A 24442-nucleotide genomic window follows, 5' to 3' on the forward strand; every position below is an offset into this window, starting at 1 on the left:
AAAACCGTTCCGGTCCAATATAAGCGAAAACTGTCTCTCGCAACCGCACGAGGGCGCCACGGTACGGTTGCGGGAGACAGCCTAATCAATCCCTTAGTCTAACACTTTCTGCTGAGTGCATTACAGTTCCCTTTTTACGTTTCCTCAGCCCGGTTAGCCCGTTAAACTGTGCAACAAATTATTAAGAGTTCAGTACGATGATGAAGAAAACCCGCAGCGGCGCAGCCGGGCAAATACGTATTATTGGGGGCATCTGGCGAGGCCGTAAGCTGCCGGTTCCTGACAGCGCAGGCCTGCGCCCCACGACGGATCGCGTCCGTGAGACGCTGTTTAACTGGCTGGCCTCCGATATTCAGGAAGCGCGGTGCCTGGACTGCTACGCCGGAAGCGGCGCGCTGGGCCTGGAAGCGCTGTCTCGCCATGCGGCCAGTGCGACACTATTGGAGCTGGAGCGCCCGGTTGCACAACAGCTGGAAAAAAACCTCGCCACGCTGGGTGCCAAAAACGGTCGGGTGGTGAATACCAACACGCTGCAGTTTCTCGCGCAGAGAGGCGAGGCGCATCAGTTGGTATTTATCGATCCCCCTTTCCGTAAAGGGCTGCTGGAAGACACCGTCACCCTGCTGGAAAACAACGGCTGGCTGAGCGATGAGGCGCTGATCTACGTCGAGAGCGAAGTTGAGCATGGCCTGCCGCCGGTGCCGGTGAACTGGCAGCTGCATCGCGAGAAAGTTGCCGGTCAGGTCGCTTACCGCCTGTATATCCGGCACGCCGTTGCTGAGCTTTCGCCCGCAGAGGCGTAATTAAGACTAATGCCTGCAATGCCAGGCACGGAGAATCAACATGTTAATTAATGCAGGCCGCCTGCTGATGGTCTTTGTCTGGGGCTTTTTGCTGCTGAATGTGGTGCATCCGTTCCCTAAACCGCTGAACCACTTCGTCAACGTCGCGCTGTTCTTTATGGTTATCATGCACGGCTTGCAGCTGGTGCTGATGCGCTCAACGCAGCCAAAAGAGTCACCGAAGCTGAGCGGTTTAACCCAGGCGAAAATCTTCTTCTTCGGCGTGTTTGAGCTGCTGGCCTGGCAGAAGAAAAACTTCCCAAAACAGTAGTCACCCGGCGGCAAAAAGCAACCGCAGCCTTCTGGCAGCGCTTCACCATGCTGTTAACAATCGGATGCCGTACAGGGAGTAAAGCGGATAAAGCGCGTTCCCTGTACCTGTAATTCGCCACGACTGCCTTTATCGATCTGATGATAATCGCCGGCGCTCAGCGCCAGCTTGATATCCTCGCTGCCATTCAGCGGATGAAACCCTGCTTCATAGCGCCAGTCCTCCACCGGGATCTGGTCGCGCTGGCGCGAGCGCCGATCCGGGGCCCGATATTCCCGCTTTGTTTTCACTTCCACCATCAGGCTGCGCACCGGCGAGGCATCGTTAGCGGCATTTTCCCGCCGCTGCTTAATAAACTGCCGCGTCGCCAGTACGGCGATCAGCGCAACCACAATAAGAAAAATTAACGGCGGCTTCATAGAACGGGTTTCTCCGCAGAGGCAAGGTGAACAGCACGGCATAAGCATACAACCGGACCAGGATGATTGTCACACCGCCGTCAGGTGGCCTAAACTGGGCTAAGTTGTGGAGTTTTTCGTCAATACAGGGAAAAATTATGATTTGGTCTTTTCTCGCTGTGCTTTTTTCCGGCTGGTTATATGTTGATGCCTCTTATCGCGGCCCGCAGTGGCAGCGCTGGGTGTTTAAGCCCGTCACGTTATTGCTGTTGTTAGCCTGGGCCTGGCAGGCCCCCGTACTGAAAACCACCGACTATCTGATCCTGCTTGGCCTGCTGGCAACGCTGCTTGGCGATGCCCTGACCCTGCTGCCCGAACGGCGCATGCTGTATGCCATCGGCGCCTTTTTCCTTTCTCATCTGCTGTATACCCTGTTCTTCGCCAGCCAGATGACGCTGAGCTTTTTCTGGCCGCTGCCGCTGGCGCTGCTGATTATTGGCGGGCTGCTGATTGCCACGATCTGGAGCCGACTGGAGGAGCTGCGCTGGCCGGTGTGCACCTTTATCGGTATCACCCTGCTGATGGTCTGGCTGAGCGCCGAGCTGTATGTGTTCCGCCCAACCGACTACAGCTTTACGCTGATGGTGGGGGCTTCCCTGCTGCTGCTGGCCAATATTGTCTGGCTGGTCAGCCATTATCGCCACCGTTTTAACGCCGACCGGGCGATTATCGCCGCCTGCTATTTTGCCGGTCACTTTATGATTGTGCGATCGCTGTGGCTGTAGGGCTTGACTCTGGAGTGGACTCCAGAGTGTAAGATAGCGTGATGGCGGGCACTCGGCCCGCCGCTCTCTTTCAGGAGGCGCTATGCACTCGCATTCATCTTGCAGCTGTGGTCACGACCACGCCCCCCATCAGCACGGCTGCAGCAGTTCAGCCAAACGTCCCGTTATCCGCAAAATTACCGCCGTCAGCGCAGCCAGCGTAGAAGCGCCCTGCTGCGGCGATGCCTCCTGCAGTTCGGGAGACACCGCCGACGACGAGGACGACAGGCGAGCGGGACTCTCCCGCTTCAGCTGGCTGATTCGCGGCATGGACTGCCCAAGCTGCGCGCGTAAAGTCGAAACCGCCGTGCGGCAGCTCGGCAGCGTGGATACAGCCCGCGTGGTCTTTTCCAGCGAAAAACTGGTGGTGGATGCTAACAGCGATGTGCGTGATGACGTTGAGAAAGCCGTGGCCCGCGCCGGTTTCCAGCTTCAGCGCAGCGATGCGTCAGAGGCCGCTAAAGCTGCCCAGCCCGCTCCTGAATTCTGGCCGGAGAATCGCAGCCTGATCCTGCTGGCCGTACTGATGGCCGCCAGCTGGCTGCTTGATAGCGTCAACCCGGCCGCCGGTCAGTATGCCTTTATCGCCACCACGCTGATCGGCGTCTGTCCGATTGCGCTCAGCGCACTGCGCCTGATACGCAGTGGTTCCCCCTTTAGTATTGAAACGTTAATGACCGTGGCCGCCATAGGTGCGCTATTTATTGGCGCAACGGCCGAAGCTGCGATGGTACTGCTGCTGTTTATGCTGGGCGAACGACTGGAGTCCTTTGCCGCCAGCCGCGCACGCAAAGGCGTCACGGCGCTGATGGCGCTCAAGCCTGACAGGGCGGTGCGCATTAACGGATCCCGACGTGAGAGCGTGCAGGTCAGCGCACTGCGCCCGGGCGATCGCATTGAGGTCGCCGCCGGGGCACGTCTGCCTGCGGATGCCCGACTGCTCAGCCCGTTTGCCAGCTTTGATGAAAGCGCACTCACCGGCGAATCGATCCCGGTTGAACGCCAGCAGGGCGAATCGATTGCTGCGGGCTGCCTGAGCGTGGATCGTCTGGTGCAGCTGGAAGTCACCTCCGAACCGGGTGCAAGCGCCATCGACCGCATTCTGCATCTGATTGAAGAAGCGGAAGAGCGCCGCGCGCCGATTGAACGCTTCCTCGATCGTTTCAGCCGCGTTTACACCCCGGCGATTATGGCGCTGGCGCTGGTCGTTGCCGTGGTCCCGCCGCTGCTGACGGGCGCTGAATGGCAGCCGTGGATCTATAAGGGTTTAACCCTGCTGCTGATCGGCTGTCCGTGTGCGCTGGTGATCTCCACCCCTGCCGCGATTACGTCCGCGCTGGCGGCGGCCACCCGACGCGGGGCGTTAATTAAAGGCGGCGCGGCGCTGGAAAGCCTGGGCAGTGTTCGCACTATCGCCTTTGATAAAACCGGCACGCTCACCGAGGGCAAACCCCGGGTCACCGCCATCCAGCCGTTTGCACAGCAGGATGAAGCGTGGCTGCTGTCAACGGCAGCGGCGATCGAGCAGGGCTCCTCGCATCCGCTGGCACAGGCCATTGTCGACGCCGCCGCAGAGCGCCAGCTGACTTTGCCCGCCGCTACGGAACAGCGTGCGCTGGCCGGGAGCGGTGTGGAAGCGATAGTGGGCGATCGCTTACTTTCAATCAGCGCGCCGTCAAAAGTCGATGCAGAACGGCTGGCTCCGCATCGTTCCGCCGTTGAAGCGCTGGAAAGCGCAGGCAACACGGTGGTGATTGTGCACGATGCTGGACAGCTGTATGGCCTGATCGCCCTGCGCGACACTCTGCGCGAGGATGCCAGAACCGCGCTGGCAGAGCTGAAGGCGATGGGTATTCAGGGCGTGATGCTGACCGGCGATAATCCCCGGGCGGCGGCGGCCATTGCTGGTGAGCTGGGCATCGACTACCGCGCCAGCCTGCTGCCGGAAGATAAGGTCTCGGCGGTCAGCGCGCTTAACCAGCAGCAGCCGGTGGCGATGGTCGGCGACGGTATCAACGATGCCCCTGCAATGAAGGCGGCAACGATTGGTATTGCGATGGGCAGCGGCAGTGACGTCGCGCTGGAAACGGCAGACGCCGCACTGACCCATAACCGCCTTGCCGGGCTGGCGGCAATGATTAGCCTGTCGCGTGCGACTCACGCCAATATTCGCCAAAACATTACCATCGCGCTGGGGCTTAAGGCGGTGTTCCTGCTGACCACCCTGCTGGGGATCACCGGGCTGTGGCTGGCGGTGCTGGCGGATTCGGGTGCAACGGCATTAGTGACCGCTAACGCCCTGCGGCTGCTACGCCGCAGATCGTAGCTGTAGCCAAAGCGATATCTATTCGCCCTGAGCCGTTAATTCAGGGGAGCCGCTCAGGCTCCCCTAAACGCCCTTCTTCAGCAGATAACGATACGGCAGCGCATCGGTGTTCTGCGCCAGCAGCGTATGCTCCATAAAACGGCAGAAACCGGGGATATCGCGCGTGGTGGCCGGGTCGTCAGCGATAATCAGCAGCGTTTCGCCCTCCTGCATATGGCGCACGGTTTTGCGTACCATCATGACGGGTTCCGGGCAGCGCAGGCCCAGCGCATCAAGGGTCTTATCGGGGTTAGCGAAAAGGTCGCTCATGGGATTCTCAACAGTGATGAAAACAAACAGCCGCTATTCTACCGCCGCACGGCCGGGGTGCAACAGCGCGATCGGACGATAACGTTTGCGCTAAAATTAACCATTGCATTAGCAGCACAACCGGGTAATATGCCGCAAAATCGCGCAAGCGACCGATACACCGCCGACTAAAACGGTCGATGTATCACACATTTGAACTGGGTTCCCTCACCCCATTGATCTTAAAAAGGCTCAATATGATCGCATTTACTTCGCGTCAGCGTACCCACGCGCTGATCTGGCTCTGCCTGTTTCACCTGCTGGTGATCACGTCCAGCAACTATCTGGTCCAGCTGCCGGTCTCCATTTTCGGTCTGCACACCACCTGGGGTGCGTTCAGCTTCCCGTTTATCTTCCTTGCGACCGATCTGACGGTGCGGATTTTCGGTGCCCCGCTCGCGCGTCGTATTATCCTGGCGGTGATGATCCCGGCGCTGTTTATCTCCTATCTGATTTCCGCGCTCTATTTTCAGGGTGAATGGCAGGGTGTCGCCTCGCTGAAAGAGATGAATATCTTTGTGGCCCGCATCGCCTGCGCCAGCTTTATGGCCTATGCGCTCGGCCAGACCCTCGATATTTACGTCTTTAATCGCCTGCGGCAGAAAGCCGCCTGGTGGATGGCACCGGCTGCGGCGATGTTCCTGGGCAATATCAGCGATACGGCGGCGTTCTTCTTTATCGCCTTCTACCAGAGTACCGATCCGTTTATGGCGACCCACTGGGTAGAAATCGCCATGGTGGATTACTGCTTTAAAGTGATGATCTGCATGATTTTCTTCCTGCCCGCCTACGGCCTGCTGCTGAACGCCACGCTGAAGCGATTAGCAGAAAAATCCAATGGCCCACAGGTTAATTTTGGGTAAGCTGGTTACACACAATGTCACGCAAGATAAGTTGCTTTTACGGGCTGAATGCTATTGTATAAGTGCATGATATCTTGAGTGATGACTAACAAAGGGACCCTGATGCGTAACCTACTGAAATATGCCGGAGTAAGTTTACTGGTGGTTGGTCTGGCCGCCTGCGATGGCAAGAGTGACACCGCCGCTGCGGACAAAAATGCCAGCAGCCAGGCAAGTCAGAGCAGCCAGACCGTTTCACTGATGGACGGCAAACTGAGCTTCGCCCTGCCCGCCGGCATGAGCGACAAAAGCGGCAAGCTGGGTACTCAGGCCAATAACATGCATGTTTACGCCGATGAGTCAGGCCAGAAGGCGATCATCGTGATCGAAGGCGACACCAGTAACGACACGCTGGAAGATCTGTCAAAACGCATGATCGATCAGCAGCGCAGCCGCGCACCTCAGCTGCAGGTGGTGACCAATAAAGAAATTACCGTTAACGACCAGCAGCTACAGCAGCTGGATACGGTGATTTCCGCGAATAATCAGACCGTCTGGTCTTCGCTGGTGATGGGCAAAGTGGATGGCAAACTGCTGACGCTACAAATTTCCCTGCCGGGAGACGATCAGCAGGCCGCGCAGACTGAAGCCGGAGATATCCTGAAAACGCTGCAGCTGAAGTAATACCGCGCCCACAAAAAAACCTCCCATCTTCGTCATCGGGCTTCAGCAGAAGCCCGTTTCAGAAGTGGGAGGTTTTTTTACGTCAGGCGCTTACAGACCGGCCGTTTCGCGAATGTATTTACGCGCTTTTACCGCGTATTCAAACGGATTAGCCAGCGCAGGATCCTGCTCGGCTTCCACCACCATCCAGCCTTTGTAGCCGAAATCGTCGAGGATTTTGAACACCGGTTTGAAGTCAATCACGCCGTCGCCCGGAACGGTGAACGTCCCTTTCTTCACGCCGTCCAGGAACGACAGCTTCTGGCTTCTGACCTGATCGACGATCTCATCACGCACGTCTTTCAGGTGAACGTGGTTAATGCGCGGCAGGTATTTCGTCAGGATCGCCAGCATCTTCTCCTGGCTACCTTCCGAGTAGTAGGCGTGGCCGGTATCAAACAGCAGATAAACGTCGTCGTTGGTTTCCGCCATAAAGCGATCCACTTCTTCCGTGGTCTGAATGCCGGTACCCATATGGTGATGCAGACCAACCGTCATGCCCTTCTCAGCGGCCAGTTTCGCCAGCTCGTTGTAGCCTTCGGTGGTCAGACGCCACTGCTCATCGGTAAAGACTGGCTTCTCTTCCAGCACCGCTTTGGTGGTGCCCTGAATGCTCAGGCTCTGCTCGGAACAGCCGATGACTTTCGCCCCCATCGCATGCAGGAAATCGCGATGGTTGATGAATTCGTCGATGGTCTTCGCCTTGTCACCATTGGCGAAGAAGGTGCTGAACCAGGCATTAACAATCTGAATGCCACGGATATCCAGCATCGGCTTCAGGACTGCCGGATCGCGCGGATACTTGCTGCCCACTTCGCTGCCCACAAAACCGGCCAGCGCCATTTCGCTGACGATCTGCTGGAAGGTGTTCTCTTTACCCAACTCCGGCATGTCATCGTTAGTCCAGCCGATCGGGGCAATAGCCAGTTTGACGTTATCTTTGTTCATGATCCTACCTCTGGTGTTCAACAGGCGGCCACAGCCGCCCGCTGTTATTTCCGCAGCAGTTCACGCTCGATCAGTTCGCGCGTTGCAACTGCTTCAACATGCATTTCTTCCGGATAACCGAACAGCGCCGCGGCGATAATCGGATCGCCACCCACTTTGAAGGTTTGCTCAGCAAACTTCATATCGCGCAGAGTCTGGAACAGCGTTGGGAAATCAACCTCACCTTTACCCACGGCAACGTGCTGGTGGATCGTGGCGTCCACACCCGGTGGGTTCACGATATAGCGACAGTGCTTGGTGTGGTTCATAGTGTCGGCAATCAGCACGTGGGACAGGTCAGCACCGGCGTACTCCAGCATAGGCTTCACATCGCCCTTGCCTTTGTCGTAGAAGAAAGTGTGCGGTGCGCTGTACAGGTACTTCACGTTCTCACTGCGGAACGATTTCACAATATCGGCCGTTTCATTGCTGTTTTCGCAGAAATCCCACGGGTGTGACTGGATTTCGATACGAATGCCCTCGCGCTCAACGATAGGCAGCAGCTCTTCCATGGAGCGATAGAACATCTCTTCACAGATTTCTGGCTCGTTCGGGTTACCGGAAAGTTCGGTATTAATGACCTGCACACCGGTTTCTACCGCGATCTCGATCATACGTTTCCAGTTGCGAACGGCAGCCTGGCGGCGTGCCTCGTCAGGACCGGACCAGCGATAAACCACGATGTAAGAGGAGATCTCAACCCCGGTAGCACGCAGCGCGTTTTTGTACTCGGTGATAATTTCGCGGCTGGCTTTCGGATGCTTGTAGAACGGGTTGATCTGCGGATGCGGGGACTGCTCAATATATTTGTAGCCCCAGTCAGCCACCTGGTGAACCATTTTTGTGATGCCCAAATCTCGAATGACATCCACATCAAAGGCAATTTTCATCAGACTCTCCGTGATTAAATCAGTACGCTGTTTTACGGTTTCCCCTGCTCACCGGCAGGGGAAGGTGCGGTAGCAGCGCGGCGATTAGTTGTAGAACGCCGGGCGCTCTGGCAGTTCCACCGGCTCAATCGCCCCGCTGTTCTGCGCCTTATGGCAGGCATCAGCGGCGACGGAAGCGGCAAAGCCGTCCCAGGCGGATGGCCCGGTCAGCTTGCCAGCGGTGGCATCATTAATAAACGCCTGTAACTCAACGTCATAGGCATCGATAAAGCGGTCTTTCCAGTCGGTCAGAATCGCGGTAGAAAGCTGCGCATTCTTACGCATCTGCACGGCAGACGGCTCCGGCAGCTTAGCAATACCCTCTTCACCAACGACTTCACACTGGATGTCGTAGCCGTATGCGCAGTTAACGAAGATTTCAACGTCAATGCGGATACCTTTACGGGTTTCAAACAAAACGATCTGCGGATCTTTCAGTTTGGCATGGGTTTTGGAGGTTACGCGTGGGAAGACAACCTGTACAGATTTGTAGTCGTCTTCGGTCAGCCAGCGCAGCACATCCAGCTCGTGGATCAGCGTGTTGGTAATCGCCATATCGGTGGTGTAGTTCTCCGGTACGGTCGGGTTACGGTGCGCACAGTGCAGCATCAGCGGTTCGCCGATTTCACCATCGGTAATCACTTTTTTCAGCGCGCGGTATCCGGCATCGTACGGGCGCATAAAGCCAACCTGCACCAGGCGCTTGCCGAATTTAATCTCAGCATCCACCACGCGACGGCAGCCTTCAGCGCTCATCGCCAGAGGTTTTTCACAGAACACTGGCTTACCGGCAGCAATCGCAGCCAGCGTGTACTCTTCGTGCGTTGGGTCCCAGGAGGTCACCAGCACGGCATCCACGTTGGACGATTTCACCACGTCGTGGCCGTCGGCATAGACTTCAGCGTTCAGACCCAGACGCGCAACGGCCGCTTTCGCGCCTTCCACGTTGATATCAGAGACGGCCACAACCTCTGCACCCTGCAGCACTTTGCTGCAGCGACGGATATGTTCCTGACCAATGGCACCAGCACCGATAACACCTAACTTTAACGTCATGATCGATCCTTACTTGAGTAGGGGGTAAAAGCGGGCTAAACAGCCCGCGCTTTAAAGGCAAAAAAGAACAGCAAAAAGAACAATAAAAAATGCGTTATTAATATTCGCGAGCCTGGTCGATATGCTCGTTCAGCTTGCGGGCGACGGCATCGACGCGCTCAGAGTCTGAAACCTGGGCTCCGCCCACGCGCCACCAGCTGAAGTACTTGTGGATCATGGTCTTCGGCAGAACTTTGATATCGAACAGCGTGGAAACGGTCTGCTTCTGCGCATCAATCAGCGCGGCCTTCAGCTCTTCCAGTGTGGTAATACGGTAAGTTTTGCAGCCGTAGCCTGCGGCAATCGCGGCGAAATCAATCGGGACAAAGCCACCGTTCAGTTTGCCGGTTTCCGCGTTACGGAAACGGAACTCGGTGGTGAAGCTGTCCATACCGTGTTCCATCTGCAGGTTGTTAATGCAGCCGTTGGTCATGTTATCCAGCAGTACCACGTTGATCTTGGCGCCTTCCTGGATCGAGGTGACCAGCTCGGAGTGCAGCATCTGGAATGAACCGTCGCCCACCATGGTGTAAACCTCACGGTGCGGCTCGGCCAGCTTAACGCCGAGAGAAGCGTTGACCTCGTAGCCCATGCAGGAATAGCCATACTCGACGTGATAGCTGTTGTAATCTTTGGTGCGCCACATACGCTGCAGATCGCCCGGCAGGCTGCCCGCGGCGGCGACAATCACCGAATCCTTTGGGAGGTGCTCATTAAGCGTTCCCAGCACGCTGCTCTGCGTCAGGAAGGAGCCGGTCAGACGATTGAACTCGGCAAACAGCGCTTCGCGGTCGATATGGTCGGCGATTTCCGGCACGAAGTTCTCTTCGCTGTACACCGCAGAGTAAACGCGCTGCGTTTCTTTCAGCAGCTTGCTCTGCGCCTGGGTCACCTGCTCGCCCCAGCCGTTGTGAATGGCTTCCACACGGCTGTTCAGTGCGTTCAGCGCTTCCTGGGCATCCGCAACAACCTGCACCGCATCCAGCTTGTAGGCGTCAAAGTTGCTGACGTTGATATTGATGTAGTTCACGTCCGGGTTCTGGAAGATCCATTTTGACGCGGTGGTGAAGTCGGTGTAGCGCGTACCGATACCAATCACCAGATCGGCCTCTTTCGCCAGCAGGTTAGCGGCCAGACAGCCGGTTTCACCCACGCCGCCGACGTTCAGCGGATGGTCAGAAACGATGGTGCCTTTACCCGCCTGGGTTTCAGCAAACGGAATACCGTGGCGTTCAGCAAAGGCCAGCAGCGCTTCGCCCGCGCCGGAGTACTTCACGCCGCCGCCGCAGATGATCATCGGCTTGTGTTTCGCGGCAATCAGCTTCAGCGCATCGGCCAGCTGACCCTCGGTTGGCAGACGGCGCTCAATGCGGTGCACGCGCTTCTGGAAGAAATATTCCGGGAAGTCATAGGCTTCACCCTGCACATCCTGCGGCAGAGAAATGGTCACCGCGCCGGTTTCAGCCGGGTCGGTCAGCACGCGGAAGGCGTTGATACAGGCGGTCATCAGCTGCTCAGGACGGTTAACGCGGTCCCAGTATTTGCTAACGGCGCGGAACGCGTCGTTGGTGCTGATGCTCAGATCGTGGCTCTGTTCAATCTGCTGCAGAACCGGGTCCGGCTGGCGGGTGGCAAACACATCGCCCGGCAGCAGTAATAAAGGGATGCGGTTGGCGGTGGCGGTCGCCGCTGCGGTAATCATGTTGGCCGCGCCCGGACCGACGGAAGAGGTACAGGCGATAATCTCGCGACGCAGCTTCTGCTTGGCATAGCCCATAGCCGCATGCGCCATGCCCTGCTCGTTACGACCCTGATACACCACCAGATCGCCGTTGTTGTGTTCCAGAGCCTGGCCCAGACCCAGCACGTTGCCGTGGCCAAAGATGGCAAAAATGCCCTTAACGAATTTGGTCTCAACGCCGTCTACCGACAGATACTGGTTGTCCAGGAATCTGACCAGAGCCTGTGCTGTAGTTAATCTAATCTTGCCCATTTGCTCTTCCTTTATTTGTCGGGGACGCAACTCAGGTCCACCGGTATTCGCATTTTTGGTCGCCCTGGTGAGAAAACGGCGACAGCTATAAGTGAAACGTGAGCCGATTATAAACAAATATTTTTTTCACTAAACAGAATTACAGAAGAAACATTTCATTTTGCGAGTGAGATCAAATTCTGCGGTGAAACGGGGATGAATGGGGGGATCGAAGGGGGGGAAATGAAACGCTTACCCCCATCCAGACATAAAATGATAAAAACCCTTTCACTTCAATATGTTTACGCCTGTTATCTAAGAAAGTTGAGATATCGCTCACAACTCCTGAGCTGTCTGAAACGGCATGACATCTGCCGTGCGGATATGCCGCTGTGCAAGAGTTTTAACCACCTCACACTTTTGGGGCAATAATTTCATTTCATATTGAAATTGGAATTTTTATTCCTCATACTCGTTGGCATGTTAGATCCGGATTCGATCGGGCTGGCGTGCCACCGATCCGCTGGAGAAGCTCAAACAGAGTCGGCTTTACCCGAAACCACCGGCGGTTACTCAACCGCGAAAAAACGCCGATGACCAGGGTACATCACAGAAGGAAAAAACAGGTATGAGTACACAACAGAAGCGGCTTGATGTGATTTGTATCGGGCGCATCGCCGTCGACCTTTATGGCCAGCAAATCGGTGCGCGCCTTGAAGATGAAACCACCTTTGCTAAATATCTGGGTGGCTCATCCGGTAACGTGGCGTACGGTACCGCAATCCAGGGCCTGAAATCAGGCATGCTGGCGCGCGTGGGTGATGAGCATATGGGCCGCTTCCTGCGGGAAGAGCTGCAGCGCGTTGGTTGCGACACTCAGAGCCTGATCACCGATAAAACACGTCTGACCGGCCTCGTAATCCTGGGGATTAAAGATCAGGAAACCTTCCCGCTGGTGTTCTACCGTGACAACTGCGCCGATATGGGCCTGGTGCCGGATGATATTCAGGAAGACTACATCGCCTCTTCCCGCGCCGTTGCCGTAACCGGTACACATCTGTCTCACCCGGACACCCGCGCCGCCGTGCTGAAAGCGCTGGAGATCGCCCGCCGTCACGGCCTGCGTACCGCGCTGGACATCGACTACCGTCCGGTGCTGTGGGGCCTGACCTCACTGGGCGACGGCGAAACGCGTTTCGTTGAGTCCGAGCGTGTAACCCAGCAGCTGCAGGAAGTGCTGCACTATTTTGATCTGGTCGTGGGAACGGAAGAAGAGTTCCACATTGCCGGTGGCAGCACCGACAGTCTGACCGCGCTGAAGAACGTGCGTAAAGCCACCAAAGCCACGCTGGTCTGCAAACGTGGCCCGCTGGGCTGCGTCGTCTTTGAAGGCGATATCCCGGACAGCTGGGAAGACACACAGCTGCAAAGCGGCGTGCGCGTAGAAGTGCTGAACGTGCTGGGCGCAGGCGATGCCTTTATGTCCGGTCTGCTGCGCGGCTGGCTGAACGACGAAAGCTGGGAACAGGCCTGCCGTTACGCCAACGCCTGCGGTGCACTGGTGGTTTCCCGCCACGGCTGTGCGCCAGCGATGCCTACCAAAGAAGAGCTGGACGACTTCCTCAGCCGCGATAAAGACGTTAAGCGCCCGGACCTGGACGCACGCCTGAACCACCTGCACCGCGTCACCACGCGCAAGCAGGAGTGGACCGAGCTGAATATTTTTGCCTTCGACCACCGCAAACAGTTGGCAGACATGGCAGCCGAAGCGGGCTTTGACGATTCTCGCATTCCCGAGCTGAAAACACTGCTGCTGCAGGGCGCACAGGAAGCGGCACGTGAAGCCGGTCTGGACGACGGTCGCTGCGGTATCCTGGCTGACACCACCTACGGTCAGCCCGCGCTGAACGCTATCACCGGTAAAGGCTGGTGGATTGGTCGCCCAATCGAGCTGCCAAGCTCTCGTCCGCTGCGCCTTGAGCACGGTAACATCGGCTCGCAGCTGGTGGACTGGCCGCAGGAGCACGTGGTCAAATGCCTGACCTTCTACCATCCGCACGACAGCGCGGAAATGCGTAAAGAGCAGGACGATCTGATCCTCGACGTGTGGAACGGCTGTAATAAATCCGGTCACGAACTGCTGCTGGAAGTGATCCTGCCGGAAAGCAACCCGGATAAAGACGAGAAGTACTATCTGGAAATCCTGACCCACTTCTACAGCATGGGCATTCAGCCTGACTGGTGGAAGCTGCCGCCGCTGTCTCACGCCTGCTGGGAAGCGATCAGCGCGCTGATCGAGAAGAACGATCCGCACTGCCGTGGGATCCTGCTGCTGGGCCTGGATGCGCCGGAAGCTGAACTGAAAGCGGGCTTTGCCGCTGCGGCGAAGAGCCCGTGGGTCAAAGGCTTCGCGGTAGGTCGCACCATCTTCGGCCAGCCTTCACGCCAGTGGCTGCAGGGCGAACTGGACGATGCGTCACTGATTGCCAAAGTGAAAAGTAACTACCTGACGCTGATTGGCTACTGGCGCGAAGCGCGCCCGGCTAAGTAAACATCTGCACGATAAAACCGCCCCTGGCGGATGCTGGAATGCATGCCGGTATCCGTTGGGGGCGGTTTTTTTAATGAACTACAGGCTGGCAATAATAAGTACTGCCGAGCCGGTAAAATCTCCGGTAGCGGGTTTCTTACCGTTTCCGACTATGGCGAAGCTGACATCGTCGCTGCCCATGCCGTTGACGACTTTCGTCTTAAAACTGCCGTAGGGTTTAACAGGCACATTGTTATACAGCATGACCACCCCAACGTCTGGATTAGTCGTCTTAATGGCATCACTAAAAGCGGCAGGTTCAGCAACAAGATCGACCCTCATATCCTGAGTCAGGGAGGTATTACACTTATATTGAAGGTGCTGTTGCTCATGATAGGGGGATGACAGGGCCGACTGTGTTAGCCGATCGCTGTCAATCAGACCGAAATCAATATCTATCGTCTTACCTCCATTAATACCGCACACTACCGGAACGGGAATCAAGGTTTGCTGCGTGATAAGCCGATACAAAGGTATTGTCGGATGCTTTCCAGCATAGACGTAACGATACATGCGAGCTAGTTCCAATCCCCCGGGAACAAAGAATGCACCACCAATTAATGTTCGGCGAAGCTTAAAAGTAACACTCCCACTGTTACCGACTCTAGCACCGGCCAATTCGCTGACACCCGGACGAGTAGCACCCGCAGTAGCTGGATAATATCTATCCCACATAGGCGGATAAGCTTCAGCATAACCATCTGAAAAATTTACACCTACGCGAACATCTACATCGTCGGACATTTGATAGTATTTTTCGGTCTTACCCGGAATAACCAATCCCGATTCCAACCCAAAATAACGTGCTGCCTTAAAATCGGCATCCTCGCTATAACACCACCCTGGGTATGTACTTGGTTGAGTCATGAAATTCATAGTCGCTACTGTGCCTTCCTGATTTGAATAAAATGATGAAGACGACAATACTACTATCAAATTATTCATTGGATCCGCCCAGCATCCACCACCCGGCATACCAGGTGGGCGATCGGGAACCGCATATACCGCAGAACTTACCAGCATCAAAAACGAAAATGTTTTTACCGGGAACGTTTCATCCATCCACTTTTGTACTCTTCTCATGATTACCACCACGTATTTAAGATGTTCTTTATCAGCCAAACGTTCGCTGTAATTAGCGCGGAACCTGATTGGTAATAACCTTGCAACGTTCTAAACCACATCTAAAAGTGATTTCTGGGCGACCGCCATAATCATTGAGGTAGGTCAATACTGGGGCGCTACCATAACTGTTTGCATCACCCGGCAACATGTCGCTGGCGCCAGGTGCCAGCATTAATGGCGTAAAGCCCGCGACGGATGGTCCCCGCTGGCGAGCCTGAGCGTCTACCAGCGTGATGTAATACGCGCTGGGATTCGTTATCTGCCAGCGATTATCCCGTTTGTTTAACACCAACTGAGACTGCCAGGGAGAAGCGAGTTCGGTGTTTTTTAGTCCCACCGGCCGGTAGAAGACCTTGATACGATTCTGTAGCGCAACCTGTAACGTATTGCCATTTTCATTTTTCGGCGGGATTTCTCGCAGGTTCAGGTAAAACAGCGTTTCCCGATCCTGCCGAAGCAGCCTTGCTGCCGGTAATGCCTGAATTTTAATCTGCGAGTTTTCGCCTGGCTCAATACGCTGAATCGGGGGCAGAATCAGCAAGGGGCCCTGCACACGGTTGTTCTGCTCATCTTCAATCCAGCCCTGCGCCAGGTAAGGCGTGTTCGTATTTTGATTAACAACGAACAGGCTGGCCGTTTTTTTATCGCCATCAAAAACAACGCGGGTTTGCTGCAACGAAATCGCTGCATTTGTCACAAATGAAGCGGTGATGGCAAGGAAAGATATAAAGGTTCTTACGGGGAAAAACATAATGCACTCAGCTTATAATTTCAATTTATCGTTGGTAGTTAATTCAGCTTCAGACATTTTCACTTTATGAAACCACATTCCACAGATGTGATTTCACTGAATATTAACCAGCAGCGTAGCGGAAGCGGTAAAATTCCCCCCCGGCATTTTAGATTTGCCATTAGCAATCGGTGATGCCGTCAGCAGTAGCGAACTGGCCGGTTTGGGCAAATTAAACCAGGTCTGCAGTTCGACGGGGGCTCCATTTTTATAGAAGACGATACCAAGATCGTCCATATCGGTTTTAAGCACATTATCTGCAAATGATGCCGTACCTAAAATTTGCATTCTCAATGCAGAATTGACATATTCCTCCGTGCACACCACGTTGAGATCTATTTTCTTCTGAATCTGCTTACCATCGGATTTTTCCTGCGTAATATTATCAAAAGGAATTAAAATCTGCTTTCCATTATTTATGGTACAGGGGTTTTTATCCACCACACGGCCTTTGAAATTAAATCTGGCTGGACCATCAGCATAAGCCTGCAGGCAGGTACTCATCAGCAACACCACCACTGGTATCTTCCATGCGAACATATACTCTCCATTTTATTACGTGGTGTAAGGCAGCGAATTATCTGACCATAACTGAACAATATTATCTTTTTCAGCCCCCATCAACTTCGGCTTAGGTCTTGCCGACAGCGTCCTAAAATCACTTGGGGATTTCTGAAACTTCCAGTTATTCGAAAAAACCCAGAAGAAAAATTATACATTGAATTAGTTTTATTCTAGAAATGATAAATCACCGCGAATAGCATTTCGATCAATTACTTTCCAGTTTTACTCTAAAAATAACTTTTGCGAGTTAATTATATTTCAATTCAATTTTTATAGTTAAATGTATCGCAAACTTAACAAAATTAAGTGATATCAACGAATTGATCAATTAAATGACCGTTATTCCCTTACTTTGTGGGTGAACATGGCTTGATGATGCCGGACAGAAAATCAGCACGCGGGCAGTGAATACCAGAGGGTAAACGGTGCGCGTGAAGAGAAATGCCATCACACGAACCACAGGCCGGGAGGCACCCGGAGGGGTCTTTCTACGGAGAGGGACTACCGCATAAGCATAAATCGTTACAGTCATGGCGTGGTTAACAAATCGAATGAACATTCTGCCACTCTTTTTATTTGCCTGTTCGTTGCATTTTTGTGAACCAATTCCCAACCCTGATGAAATAGACGCCGCTGCTTTCTTCATCAAGTGAAATTTTTTGTTCATCTGGTAGAATGGCGCTCAGAAGAACAACATTTCAAGATTAGCGAGCAGCTTAATGACCAACAATCCAACACAGCTTTCACTGCTACAGGACGACATCCGTCGCCGTTACGACACCCTAAGCAAACGCCTGAAGCAGGTCGCTCGCTATATTCTGGATAACAGTAACAGCATCGCCTTCGATACCGTGGCCTCAATTGCCCAGCAGGCGGACGTGCCACCTTCGACGTTAATCCGCTTCTCGAACGCATTTGGTTTCAGCGGTTTCAACGAAATGAAGCAGGTGTTTCGTCAGCACCTGATGGAAGAAACGGTCAACTACACCGAACGTGCACGTTTGTTCCGCCAGACCGCGACCGATGAAACGCCAACCGCACCGGAAAATCCGGCGGAGATCCTTAACGTGTTCACCATGGTGAACTCGCAGGCGTTGCAGCAGTTGGCGATGCAGATCAATCCGGAACAGCTGGAAAAAGCGGTTAAAATGCTCGATGAGGCCGATAACATCTACGTGATTGGCCTGCGCCGTTCCTTCAGCGTCGCCTCTTACCTGACCTATGCCCTGCGCCATCTGGAGCGCCGCGCGTTTCTGATCGACGGCCTGGGCGGCATGTTCGCCGAGCAGCTGAGCATGGTGAACCCGAAAGACGTGGTGATTGCCATCAGCTACTCGCCTTACGCGCGGGAAGCGGTTGAGCTGGTTGAGCTGGGCGCCAAACGCGGTGCCCATCAGATCGCCATTACCGACAGCCAGGTCAGCCCGCTGGCCGCCTTCAGCGACGTCTGCTTCGTGGTGCGTGAAGCACAGGTTGACGGCTTCCGTTCGCAGGTGGCTTCCCTGTGTCTGGCGCAGACCCTGGCCGTTTCGCTGGCGCTGAACAACGCCAACTAAGCGGTGAATAACCGGCGCTCGCTCTGCGCCGGTTGCCCCTCAAATCCGCTGATTCCTCCCGGCAGGAAGACAAACCAGCAGTTCCACCACCAGCAGCCCGGCCACCAGCAGCAGCGGCAAATCCCAGTTGCCAACAAACGTCCACAGATAGCCCACCAGCAGCGGACCCAGTCCGGCAATCAGATAGCCCACGCTCTGCGCCATGGCTGACAGCCGCGCCGCGCTCTCCCCACTGGCGCTGCGCACCACGAACAGATAGGTTCCCAGACCCGGACCGGCCCCCTGGCCAAACCCCAGCAGCAGCACCCAGATCATTGCCGTGCTGCCAGGGGCATACAGGATCCCCAGCGTGCCGAACAGGCACAGCAGGATCGTGAGAACCATAAATCCGCGCTGATCGGCCACCCGGGCGGCAAAAAACGGCACCAGAAAACCGCCGATCATCAGGCTGAACTGCGAGGCTGAAAACAGCAGCGCTGCCGCTTCAGGCGTGGAGCCACGACTGATAAATATCGTCGGCATCCAGGCCAGAAAGACGTAAAGGTTCAGCACCTGCAGGCCAAAAAACAGCGTCACCGACCAGGCCACCGGCTGCCGATAGAGGTTAACCCGCTCGCCGTTCTGAACGCCGGGGACCAGGCCTGCGGCGGCAGCATAGCGTAACTGCGGCAGCCAGATCAGCATCGCCAGCAGCGCCGGAAGCGCCCACAGCGCCAGCGACTGATAGGCCGCCGGTTCATTCGCGCCCAAAGCGAGGTAGAGAGGAAAAGCGCCGCTGGCGCCAATCACCGCCCCCACGCCCAGCATCAGAGCATAAATCCCCATCACCGTTCCCATTTGGCGGGGCTGAAAACGTTTACGCGCCAGGGCGGGCATAATCACATTCATAATCGCAATGCCGATGCTGCCAATCGCCGTGCCCACCAGCAGCATCATCTCCCCCAGCCCTCTTACGGCACAGCCCAGGCAAAGCAGCGCCAAAGCCAGAAACAGCGCGCGTTCTTCACCAAATCGCTGGCGCAGCTTCACGCCGGTGATCGAGAACACGCTGAGCAGCACCAGCGGCAGCGTTGTCACCATCAGCGTGGAACTGAAGCTGAGGTGGAACTCCGCCAGCAGCGGCCCCACCGTGGTAAAAATCAGCCGCATATTCATCGAAACTAGAATAAACCCCAGCCACAGTAGCCAGAGTTGCCCGGCACGCGCCTGCGTGGCCGTGCGGGTATTACCACCGGATAATTCGTTCATCTGTTACTCCGTACGGGTGACGGTTGCCATCACCTCATCTGCGTTAGTCATCGGTTAATCGGGCCGCGCGAAGCCGTGGATCACTATAAGTTTTTAATGCGATTGTGTATCATTCGCTTCTTAGGCATAACGGAGCTTTGTTTAGGCATTACGGAGCCGGCGTGATGTGGAATGCAGAGGGCACAATGATTTCAGCGCAGCGTTTTAGCTGGCACAGGCAGCCGATATCCCAGGAGTCCTGCGGTGGCTTTGTCGATCGCCTGCGGCTGGATGACGGCCTGGCGCTGGCCTTGTGCCACTATCAGCCGCAGCGTGATTTGCGTGAGCACAGCATCATCGAACGGAACGTTCGCAGTCTGACAATCGCTATTGCGCTTGAGGGTAACAGCCTGACCAGCGCCAGCGACGGCAGCCATTATCATCTGCGCGCAGGGCACAGCACGGTGGCGCTATTTTCCCGCGCCCGCGGCGAGCGTTTTTTACCGGCGGGTCAGCAGATACGCCAGCTGCGGCTGATCGTTGATGAACCGCTGATGGAGCAGTACGCGCTGACCGGGCTGCTCAGCGGTCGTCAGCCAGATAATCAGGTGTATTCCCTGTTCTCCGGCCAGCACGGCCTGAGTATCCAGCGGCTGGCGGAACGGCTGGTCGCGCTGCATAGCCGGAATGCCAGCGCCCTCGAAATCCAGATCGCCACGCTTACCCTGCTGAGTGAGCAGGCCAGGCTGCTCTCATCGCCGCCGAAAAAGTCACAGACGATGAGCGGTGCGGCCCAGGATAAGCTGCTCAAAGCCAGAGAACTCATGCAGCAGCACTATGACCAGCCGCTGACCGTGGGCTGGCTCTGTGCCACCACGGGCAGCAATGAATTCGCGTTGAAGCAGGGGTTTCGCACGCTGTTCAATACCACGCCGCACCGCATGCTGACGGAGATTCGCATGGCTCACGCCTTGGCATTACTGGAAAGCGGGCTACACGCTTCCACGGTGGCGTGGAAGGTCGGCTATCAGCATCTTTCCAGCTTCAGCGCAGCCTTCCATCGTTTTTACGGTCGAACGCCCACCTCGGTTAGCGGTAAACGCCAGCCATAAAAAAACGGGCAGCCCGTAGGTGGCCGCCCGTTTATTAGCTTGTTTTCAACATCAACCTTTTCCTTCGAGCTTCCAGCGGCCTGACGGCGACGAAAACCCTCCGGGGTACATCACTACAACTAAACCAACTTACTTCTTGCGCGGATACTCATCGCTGTTCACCCAGGCGTGATCTTTCTCCCAGGTAAATTTCCATAAACGTACTGGCCCGGCCATGACGTTCAAATAGTAGTTGTCGTAACCGGCGATAGTCGCTACCGGATGGTAGCCACGCGGCACGGTAACAACGTCGCGGTTATACACCGGCATGCACTCATCCAGCGAGCGATCGTCGGTATAGACGCGCTGCAGGGCGAAGCCACGCTCCGGATCGAAACGGTGATAGTACGTCTCTTCCAGATAGGTTTCGTCTTCTGAATCTTCCTGGTCGTGCTTGTGGCTTGGGTAGGAACTGGTATCACCCTCGTTGGTGTACACTTCCACTACCAGCAGGCTGTCGGCAGGCTTGTTGTCCGGCAGGATGTTATGCACCAGACGCTTGTTGTGGCCTTTACCGCGCTGCTCCACGCCAACATCTTCAGGCGCAATCAGACGTGCCGGCAGATTTCCCTGGCTTGGCGAATTACACACCGCCAGCTCCAGATCGGACTCTGCCACCACTTCAATTTGTTCGTTGTGCGGCACGTAAACGGAATACGGCGGCGTGCGCTCAAACGGCGACATACGCTTACCGATATTCGGGAACTCGGCCTGACGGGTTTTCACCGAAGCCAGACCCGCAACCAGCACCAGACACAGCTCTTTATCACCGCTTTCAAGCTGGAGGGTCTGCCCTTTCTTCAGCAGATAAGCATCGAAGCCAACATAACGCCAGCCGGCACTTTCCGGGGTGACGTTCTGAATACGGCCCTGTGCATCGGGCTGCTTTGCTTTATTTAATAATGACATGCTGCTTTGTCCTTTGCCCGCGCCGCCGCAGACTACGCGACGGCGCGGATTGTTGGTGAAAAGGATTAGCCCAGCGTAGGCATGCTGAACTCAGACACGGTTTTCTGACCGCTCGGCCAGCGAACGGTGGCGGTCTTCATGCGGGTGTAGAAACGCACGCCGTCCGGACCGTGCACGTTCAGTGCGCCAAAGACGGAACGCTTCCAGCCGCCGAAGCTATGGAAAGCCATCGGTACCGGAACCGGTACGTTAACGCCAACCATGCCTGCCTGCACTTCACGCACGAAGTCACGACCGGTGTGGCCATTGCTGGTGAAGATGGCGCTGCCGTTACCGAATTCGTGGCTGTTAACCAGGTCCAGCGCGGTTTTGTAGTCAGGGGCACGCACGATGCTCAGAACCGGTCCGAAGATCTCTTCACGCCAGATCACCATGTCGGTGGTGACGTTATCGAACAGGGTGCCGCCAACGTAGTAGCCTTCCGGGTTGCCTTCAACCTGAATGCCACGGCCGTCAACCACCAGTTTCGCGCCTTCCGCTTCACCTTTGTCGATGTAGCCCAGCACTTTCTTCTGGTGCGCAGCGGAAACCACCGGCCCCATTTCGTTTTCATCTTTGCCTTTATGAATGCCAGGGCCCACGCGCAGGGCTTTCACCAGCGGAGTCAGTGCAGCAATCAGTTTGTCAGCCGTATCGTCGCCCACGGCAACGACTACTGGCAGCGCCATGCAGCGCTCGCCGGCAGAACCAAACGCGCCGCCCATGATGGCGTTCACGGTGGCATCCAGATCGGCATCCGGCATCACGATAGCGTGGTTTTTCGCCGCGCCGAACGCCTGCACGCGCTTACCGTGTGCGCTGGCGGTGGTGTAGATGTGCTCGGCAACGCCGGAAGAACCGACGAAGCTCACGGCCTGAACGCGTGGATCTTTGTACAGCTGCTCGGCGTTTTCGTTAGAGCTGTGGATCACGTTGAACACACCATCCGGCAGGCCCGCTTCGGTCAGCAGTTCGGCCATACGGACAGAGGCTGACGGGTCCAGAGCCGGTGGCTTCAGAACGAAGGTGTTACCGCAGGCCAGTGCAATTGGGAACATCCACAGTGGCACCATCGCCGGGAAGTTGAACGGAGTGATACCCGCAACCACGCCCAGCGGCTGCATCAGTGAGTAGCTGTCAACGCCGGTACCGACGTCCGCTGAGTTCTCACCTTTGATCAGGTGTGGAATACCACAGGCGAATTCAACCACTTCCAGACCACGGGTCAGTTCACCCAGCGCATCTGACCAGACTTTACCGTGCTCGCTGACGATCAGTTCGGCCAGCTCGTCACGATGCTGTTCCATCAGGGTTTTAAAGTTGAACAGGATACGGGCACGGCGCAGTGGAGAAGTGCGTGACCAGCTATCGAACGCGTTGTGGGCTACTTCAATGGCGTGTGCCACTTCGTCGCTGGTGCTCTGCGTCAGTTCACGGATGACTTTGCCGGTCGCCGGATCGTAAACCGGGATGGTTTCGCTGCTGGCGCTCAGGGAAGTTTTACCGCCAATAAAGTTTCCTACGATAGTCATGTTCTGGCCTCTTTGATGTGATAGTTCCCATGCAGGCAGTCTGAATCACAACGCTACCTGGCCGGGCAAAACTCTAATGCGTGGGATGACAGTATAATATTGGAATAAATTTTTCAAATATTTCACTTTAGAAAATTCGGTTTTAGCGGCATGGATCGCATTTTTCACGGTCGGGACCTGCCGGGTAAATGGTCCTGCCTGCCGACACTGCCAAAAAGCCCCCAGCGCAGGCCCCATGCGGAACAGTGGTTTTACCACGTGACGATAACGCCCCCGGAATTCTTCGCGCTTTCGCCTGGGATTTCTCTGTGTTTTTGCTGGTGTTTTTTTCCGCACGGTGAAATTTTGAGAGGCGGATCTAAAAATTTAAATTTCATTATTCACTAACTATGAAATAAATGTTTTCTTATGCGTACTTTTACTGCACCATGCGGATCGGGTAAGACCGGCCCTGTGGTGGAGTTTTTTTTATTACCCTACTGAAACAGGAGCCAGCACATGGCTATCGATCCAACCCGCATTTGTATTAACCGTAAAATTGCCCCAGCACTGAGCATTGAAGCCTTCTTCCAGCTGGTACAAAAGCTGGGTCTGAACAAGGTTGAGCTGCGTAACGATATGAAGGGCGGCAGCGTGACTGACGATCTCAGTCACCAGCAGGTGAAAGACCTGGCGGAAAAATACGGCATGGAAATTATCACCATCAACGCCGTCTATCCGTTCAACCAGATCAGCGACGATCTGCTGGCGCGCGCTGAAGGGCTGCTGAAGGATGCGCAGGGTATCGGTGCGAAGGCGCTGGTGATGTGCCCGCTGAACGACGGCACGCCGGTTTCTGCGGAAGATACCGTCAACGCGCTGCGCACGCTGGCACCGCTGTTTGACCGCTACGGCATTAAAGGGCTGGTTGAGCCGCTGGGCTTCCCGGTCAGCTCACTGCGCTCCGCAGGCCAGGCGCTGGCGCTGATCGACCAGGCCGACGTGCCGTTTACGCTGGTGCTGGATACCTTCCACCACCACCTGTATGAAGGCGCGGAGCAGGATTTCGCTGCGGGTCTGGATGTGAATCGCATCGGGCTGGTGCACCTGTCCGGCGTGGAAGACGATCGTGAAGTCAGCAAGCTGACCGACGAAGAGCGCATCATGCTGAGCGAAGGTGACCGTCTGAAGAGCGTATCGCAGGTACAGCGCCTGGAGAAGCTGGGCTACAAAGGCATCTACGCCTTCGAGCCGTTTGCTTCCAGCATGGACAACTGGACCGCAGCGGACATCGAGCGCGAAATTCGCCAGAGCATCGCGCTGCTGCAGGGCTAAAAATCCCGTGGTCGGGTGATTACCCGGCCCTCACGGAAAATCCGGCCAACCGGCCGGATTTCATCTCTTATCTGTGTCACTTAGCGGC

General features: G+C 55.7%; 22 protein-coding genes. 10 read left to right on the plus strand and 12 right to left on the minus strand.

Annotated elements, in window-relative coordinates:
- Positions 1-197 precede the first annotated feature (197 nt).
- Complete coding sequence (gene rsmD / locus EC836_RS14085) at positions 198-803, plus strand: 16S rRNA (guanine(966)-N(2))-methyltransferase (RefSeq protein WP_123334145.1); 606 nt, start codon at positions 198-200, stop codon at positions 801-803.
- Between the two features lie 40 nt (positions 804-843).
- A complete protein-coding gene (locus tag EC836_RS14090; RefSeq protein ID WP_123334147.1) occupies positions 844-1113 on the plus strand; it encodes a DUF1145 family protein in 270 nt (89 codons plus the stop codon).
- 53 nt (positions 1114-1166) lie between these two features.
- Here the strand turns inward: EC836_RS14090 and EC836_RS14095 are convergent, their stop codons facing one another.
- Complete coding sequence (locus tag EC836_RS14095) at positions 1167-1532, minus strand: DUF2500 domain-containing protein (protein ID WP_123334149.1); 366 nt, start codon at positions 1530-1532, stop codon at positions 1167-1169.
- A gap of 137 nt (positions 1533-1669) precedes the next feature.
- Between EC836_RS14095 and EC836_RS14100 the strand changes: the two genes are divergently transcribed.
- Positions 1670-2296, plus strand: a complete 627-nt coding sequence (locus EC836_RS14100; protein WP_123334151.1) for a lysoplasmalogenase — start codon at positions 1670-1672, stop codon at positions 2294-2296.
- Between the two features lie 82 nt (positions 2297-2378).
- Positions 2379-4661, plus strand: a complete 2283-nt coding sequence (locus tag EC836_RS14105; protein ID WP_123334153.1) for a zinc/cadmium/mercury/lead-transporting ATPase — start codon at positions 2379-2381, stop codon at positions 4659-4661.
- Between the two features lie 63 nt (positions 4662-4724).
- On the opposite strand, the gene tusA is transcribed toward EC836_RS14105, so the two are convergent.
- Complete coding sequence (gene tusA / locus EC836_RS14110) at positions 4725-4970, minus strand: sulfurtransferase TusA (protein WP_105594092.1); 246 nt, start codon at positions 4968-4970, stop codon at positions 4725-4727.
- A 236-nt stretch (positions 4971-5206) separates the two neighbouring features.
- Here tusA and EC836_RS14115 point away from each other — a divergent pair, with 236 nt between their 5' ends.
- Both EC836_RS14115 and EC836_RS14120 read left to right on the plus strand, forming a co-directional pair.
- Complete coding sequence (locus EC836_RS14115; protein ID WP_123334155.1) at positions 5207-5872, plus strand: 7-cyano-7-deazaguanine/7-aminomethyl-7-deazaguanine transporter; 666 nt, start codon at positions 5207-5209, stop codon at positions 5870-5872.
- 102 nt (positions 5873-5974) lie between these two features.
- A complete protein-coding gene (locus tag EC836_RS14120; RefSeq protein ID WP_123334157.1) occupies positions 5975-6535 on the plus strand; it encodes a DcrB family lipoprotein in 561 nt (186 codons plus the stop codon).
- A gap of 90 nt (positions 6536-6625) precedes the next feature.
- On the opposite strand, the gene iolE is transcribed toward EC836_RS14120, so the two are convergent.
- The 4 genes from iolE to iolD form a co-directional block, all read right to left on the minus strand.
- Positions 6626-7522 (minus strand): myo-inosose-2 dehydratase, encoded by an 897-nt coding sequence (gene iolE, locus EC836_RS14125; protein WP_123334160.1) that lies wholly within the window; start codon positions 7520-7522, stop codon positions 6626-6628.
- A 44-nt stretch (positions 7523-7566) separates the two neighbouring features.
- Entirely contained in the window at positions 7567-8451 is an 885-nt protein-coding gene (locus tag EC836_RS14130; protein WP_123334161.1) for a sugar phosphate isomerase/epimerase family protein, read from the minus strand.
- A gap of 84 nt (positions 8452-8535) precedes the next feature.
- Positions 8536-9546 carry a Gfo/Idh/MocA family protein gene (locus tag EC836_RS14135; RefSeq protein WP_123334164.1) on the minus strand — a complete coding sequence of 337 codons (1011 nt, stop codon included), beginning with the start codon at positions 9544-9546 and terminating at the stop codon, positions 8536-8538.
- 97 nt (positions 9547-9643) lie between these two features.
- Positions 9644-11578, minus strand: coding sequence for a 3D-(3,5/4)-trihydroxycyclohexane-1,2-dione acylhydrolase (decyclizing) (gene iolD / locus EC836_RS14140; RefSeq protein WP_123334166.1), 1935 nt, complete (start codon positions 11576-11578; stop codon positions 9644-9646).
- A 607-nt stretch (positions 11579-12185) separates the two neighbouring features.
- Between iolD and iolC the strand changes: the two genes are divergently transcribed.
- Positions 12186-14108: a 5-dehydro-2-deoxygluconokinase gene (gene iolC / locus EC836_RS14145; protein WP_123334168.1), complete on the plus strand. Its 1923-nt coding sequence runs from the start codon at positions 12186-12188 to the stop codon at positions 14106-14108.
- Positions 14109-14186: 78 nt separating this feature from the next.
- On the opposite strand, the gene EC836_RS14150 is transcribed toward iolC, so the two are convergent.
- The 3 genes from EC836_RS14150 to EC836_RS14160 all read right to left on the minus strand — a co-directional run bounded on the left by EC836_RS14150 (position 14187) and on the right by EC836_RS14160 (position 16602).
- Entirely contained in the window at positions 14187-15230 is a 1044-nt protein-coding gene (locus EC836_RS14150; RefSeq protein ID WP_148050376.1) for a fimbrial protein, read from the minus strand.
- Between the two features lie 52 nt (positions 15231-15282).
- Positions 15283-16023 carry a fimbria/pilus periplasmic chaperone gene (locus EC836_RS14155; protein WP_123334172.1) on the minus strand — a complete coding sequence of 247 codons (741 nt, stop codon included), beginning with the start codon at positions 16021-16023 and terminating at the stop codon, positions 15283-15285.
- Positions 16024-16116: 93 nt separating this feature from the next.
- The gene (locus EC836_RS14160; protein WP_123334174.1) at positions 16117-16602 is read right to left on the minus strand and encodes a fimbrial protein; all 486 of its coding nucleotides are present in this window, start codon (positions 16600-16602) and stop codon (positions 16117-16119) included.
- A gap of 743 nt (positions 16603-17345) precedes the next feature.
- Between EC836_RS14160 and EC836_RS14165 the strand changes: the two genes are divergently transcribed.
- Positions 17346-18182 (plus strand): MurR/RpiR family transcriptional regulator, encoded by an 837-nt coding sequence (locus EC836_RS14165; RefSeq protein ID WP_105594105.1) that lies wholly within the window; start codon positions 17346-17348, stop codon positions 18180-18182.
- Between the two features lie 39 nt (positions 18183-18221).
- Here EC836_RS14165 and EC836_RS14170 read toward each other — a convergent pair whose 3' ends face one another.
- Complete coding sequence (locus EC836_RS14170; protein WP_123334176.1) at positions 18222-19430, minus strand: MFS transporter; 1209 nt, start codon at positions 19428-19430, stop codon at positions 18222-18224.
- A gap of 164 nt (positions 19431-19594) precedes the next feature.
- Between EC836_RS14170 and EC836_RS14175 the strand changes: the two genes are divergently transcribed.
- Positions 19595-20521, plus strand: coding sequence for an AraC family transcriptional regulator (locus EC836_RS14175; RefSeq protein ID WP_123334178.1), 927 nt, complete (start codon positions 19595-19597; stop codon positions 20519-20521).
- Between the two features lie 129 nt (positions 20522-20650).
- Here the strand turns inward: EC836_RS14175 and iolB are convergent, their stop codons facing one another.
- Positions 20651-21469, minus strand: coding sequence for a 5-deoxy-glucuronate isomerase (iolB, locus tag EC836_RS14180; protein ID WP_123334180.1), 819 nt, complete (start codon positions 21467-21469; stop codon positions 20651-20653).
- Between the two features lie 65 nt (positions 21470-21534).
- The gene (locus EC836_RS14185; protein WP_123334182.1) at positions 21535-23040 is read right to left on the minus strand and encodes a CoA-acylating methylmalonate-semialdehyde dehydrogenase; all 1506 of its coding nucleotides are present in this window, start codon (positions 23038-23040) and stop codon (positions 21535-21537) included.
- A gap of 498 nt (positions 23041-23538) precedes the next feature.
- Between EC836_RS14185 and EC836_RS14190 the strand changes: the two genes are divergently transcribed.
- On the plus strand, positions 23539-24354 hold the full coding sequence (locus EC836_RS14190; protein WP_123334184.1) for a TIM barrel protein: 816 nt from the start codon (positions 23539-23541) through the stop codon (positions 24352-24354).
- The last annotated feature ends 88 nt before the right edge of the window (positions 24355-24442 follow it).

Source organism: Erwinia sp. JUb26, from assembly GCF_003751505.1.
Taxonomy (GTDB): domain Bacteria; phylum Pseudomonadota; class Gammaproteobacteria; order Enterobacterales; family Enterobacteriaceae; genus Erwinia.

Excerpts from the sequence above, each read along its gene's own strand:
- EC836_RS14100 (WP_123334151.1), top strand. The coding sequence starts at position 1,670 with ATGATTTGGTCTTTTCTCGCTGTGCTTTTTTCCGGCTGGTTATATGTT.
- rsmD (WP_123334145.1), top strand. The coding sequence starts at position 198 with ATGATGAAGAAAACCCGCAGCGGCGCAGCCGGGCAAATACGTATTATT.
- iolE (WP_123334160.1), bottom strand. The coding sequence starts at position 7,522 with ATGAACAAAGATAACGTCAAACTGGCTATTGCCCCGATCGGCTGGACT.
- EC836_RS14135 (WP_123334164.1), bottom strand. The coding sequence starts at position 9,546 with ATGACGTTAAAGTTAGGTGTTATCGGTGCTGGTGCCATTGGTCAGGAA.
- EC836_RS14130 (WP_123334161.1), bottom strand. The coding sequence starts at position 8,451 with ATGAAAATTGCCTTTGATGTGGATGTCATTCGAGATTTGGGCATCACA.
- EC836_RS14160 (WP_123334174.1), bottom strand. The coding sequence starts at position 16,602 with ATGTTCGCATGGAAGATACCAGTGGTGGTGTTGCTGATGAGTACCTGC.
- EC836_RS14185 (WP_123334182.1), bottom strand. The coding sequence starts at position 23,040 with ATGACTATCGTAGGAAACTTTATTGGCGGTAAAACTTCCCTGAGCGCC.
- EC836_RS14170 (WP_123334176.1), bottom strand. The coding sequence starts at position 19,430 with ATGAACGAATTATCCGGTGGTAATACCCGCACGGCCACGCAGGCGCGT.
- EC836_RS14150 (WP_148050376.1), bottom strand. The coding sequence starts at position 15,230 with ATGAGAAGAGTACAAAAGTGGATGGATGAAACGTTCCCGGTAAAAACA.
- EC836_RS14120 (WP_123334157.1), top strand. The coding sequence starts at position 5,975 with ATGCGTAACCTACTGAAATATGCCGGAGTAAGTTTACTGGTGGTTGGT.
- tusA (WP_105594092.1), bottom strand. The coding sequence starts at position 4,970 with ATGAGCGACCTTTTCGCTAACCCCGATAAGACCCTTGATGCGCTGGGC.
- iolC (WP_123334168.1), top strand. The coding sequence starts at position 12,186 with ATGAGTACACAACAGAAGCGGCTTGATGTGATTTGTATCGGGCGCATC.
- EC836_RS14115 (WP_123334155.1), top strand. The coding sequence starts at position 5,207 with ATGATCGCATTTACTTCGCGTCAGCGTACCCACGCGCTGATCTGGCTC.
- iolB (WP_123334180.1), bottom strand. The coding sequence starts at position 21,469 with ATGTCATTATTAAATAAAGCAAAGCAGCCCGATGCACAGGGCCGTATT.
- EC836_RS14190 (WP_123334184.1), top strand. The coding sequence starts at position 23,539 with ATGGCTATCGATCCAACCCGCATTTGTATTAACCGTAAAATTGCCCCA.
- EC836_RS14095 (WP_123334149.1), bottom strand. The coding sequence starts at position 1,532 with ATGAAGCCGCCGTTAATTTTTCTTATTGTGGTTGCGCTGATCGCCGTA.
- EC836_RS14105 (WP_123334153.1), top strand. The coding sequence starts at position 2,379 with ATGCACTCGCATTCATCTTGCAGCTGTGGTCACGACCACGCCCCCCAT.
- EC836_RS14090 (WP_123334147.1), top strand. The coding sequence starts at position 844 with ATGTTAATTAATGCAGGCCGCCTGCTGATGGTCTTTGTCTGGGGCTTT.
- EC836_RS14155 (WP_123334172.1), bottom strand. The coding sequence starts at position 16,023 with ATGTTTTTCCCCGTAAGAACCTTTATATCTTTCCTTGCCATCACCGCT.
- iolD (WP_123334166.1), bottom strand. The coding sequence starts at position 11,578 with ATGGGCAAGATTAGATTAACTACAGCACAGGCTCTGGTCAGATTCCTG.
- EC836_RS14175 (WP_123334178.1), top strand. The coding sequence starts at position 19,595 with ATGTGGAATGCAGAGGGCACAATGATTTCAGCGCAGCGTTTTAGCTGG.
- EC836_RS14165 (WP_105594105.1), top strand. The coding sequence starts at position 17,346 with ATGACCAACAATCCAACACAGCTTTCACTGCTACAGGACGACATCCGT.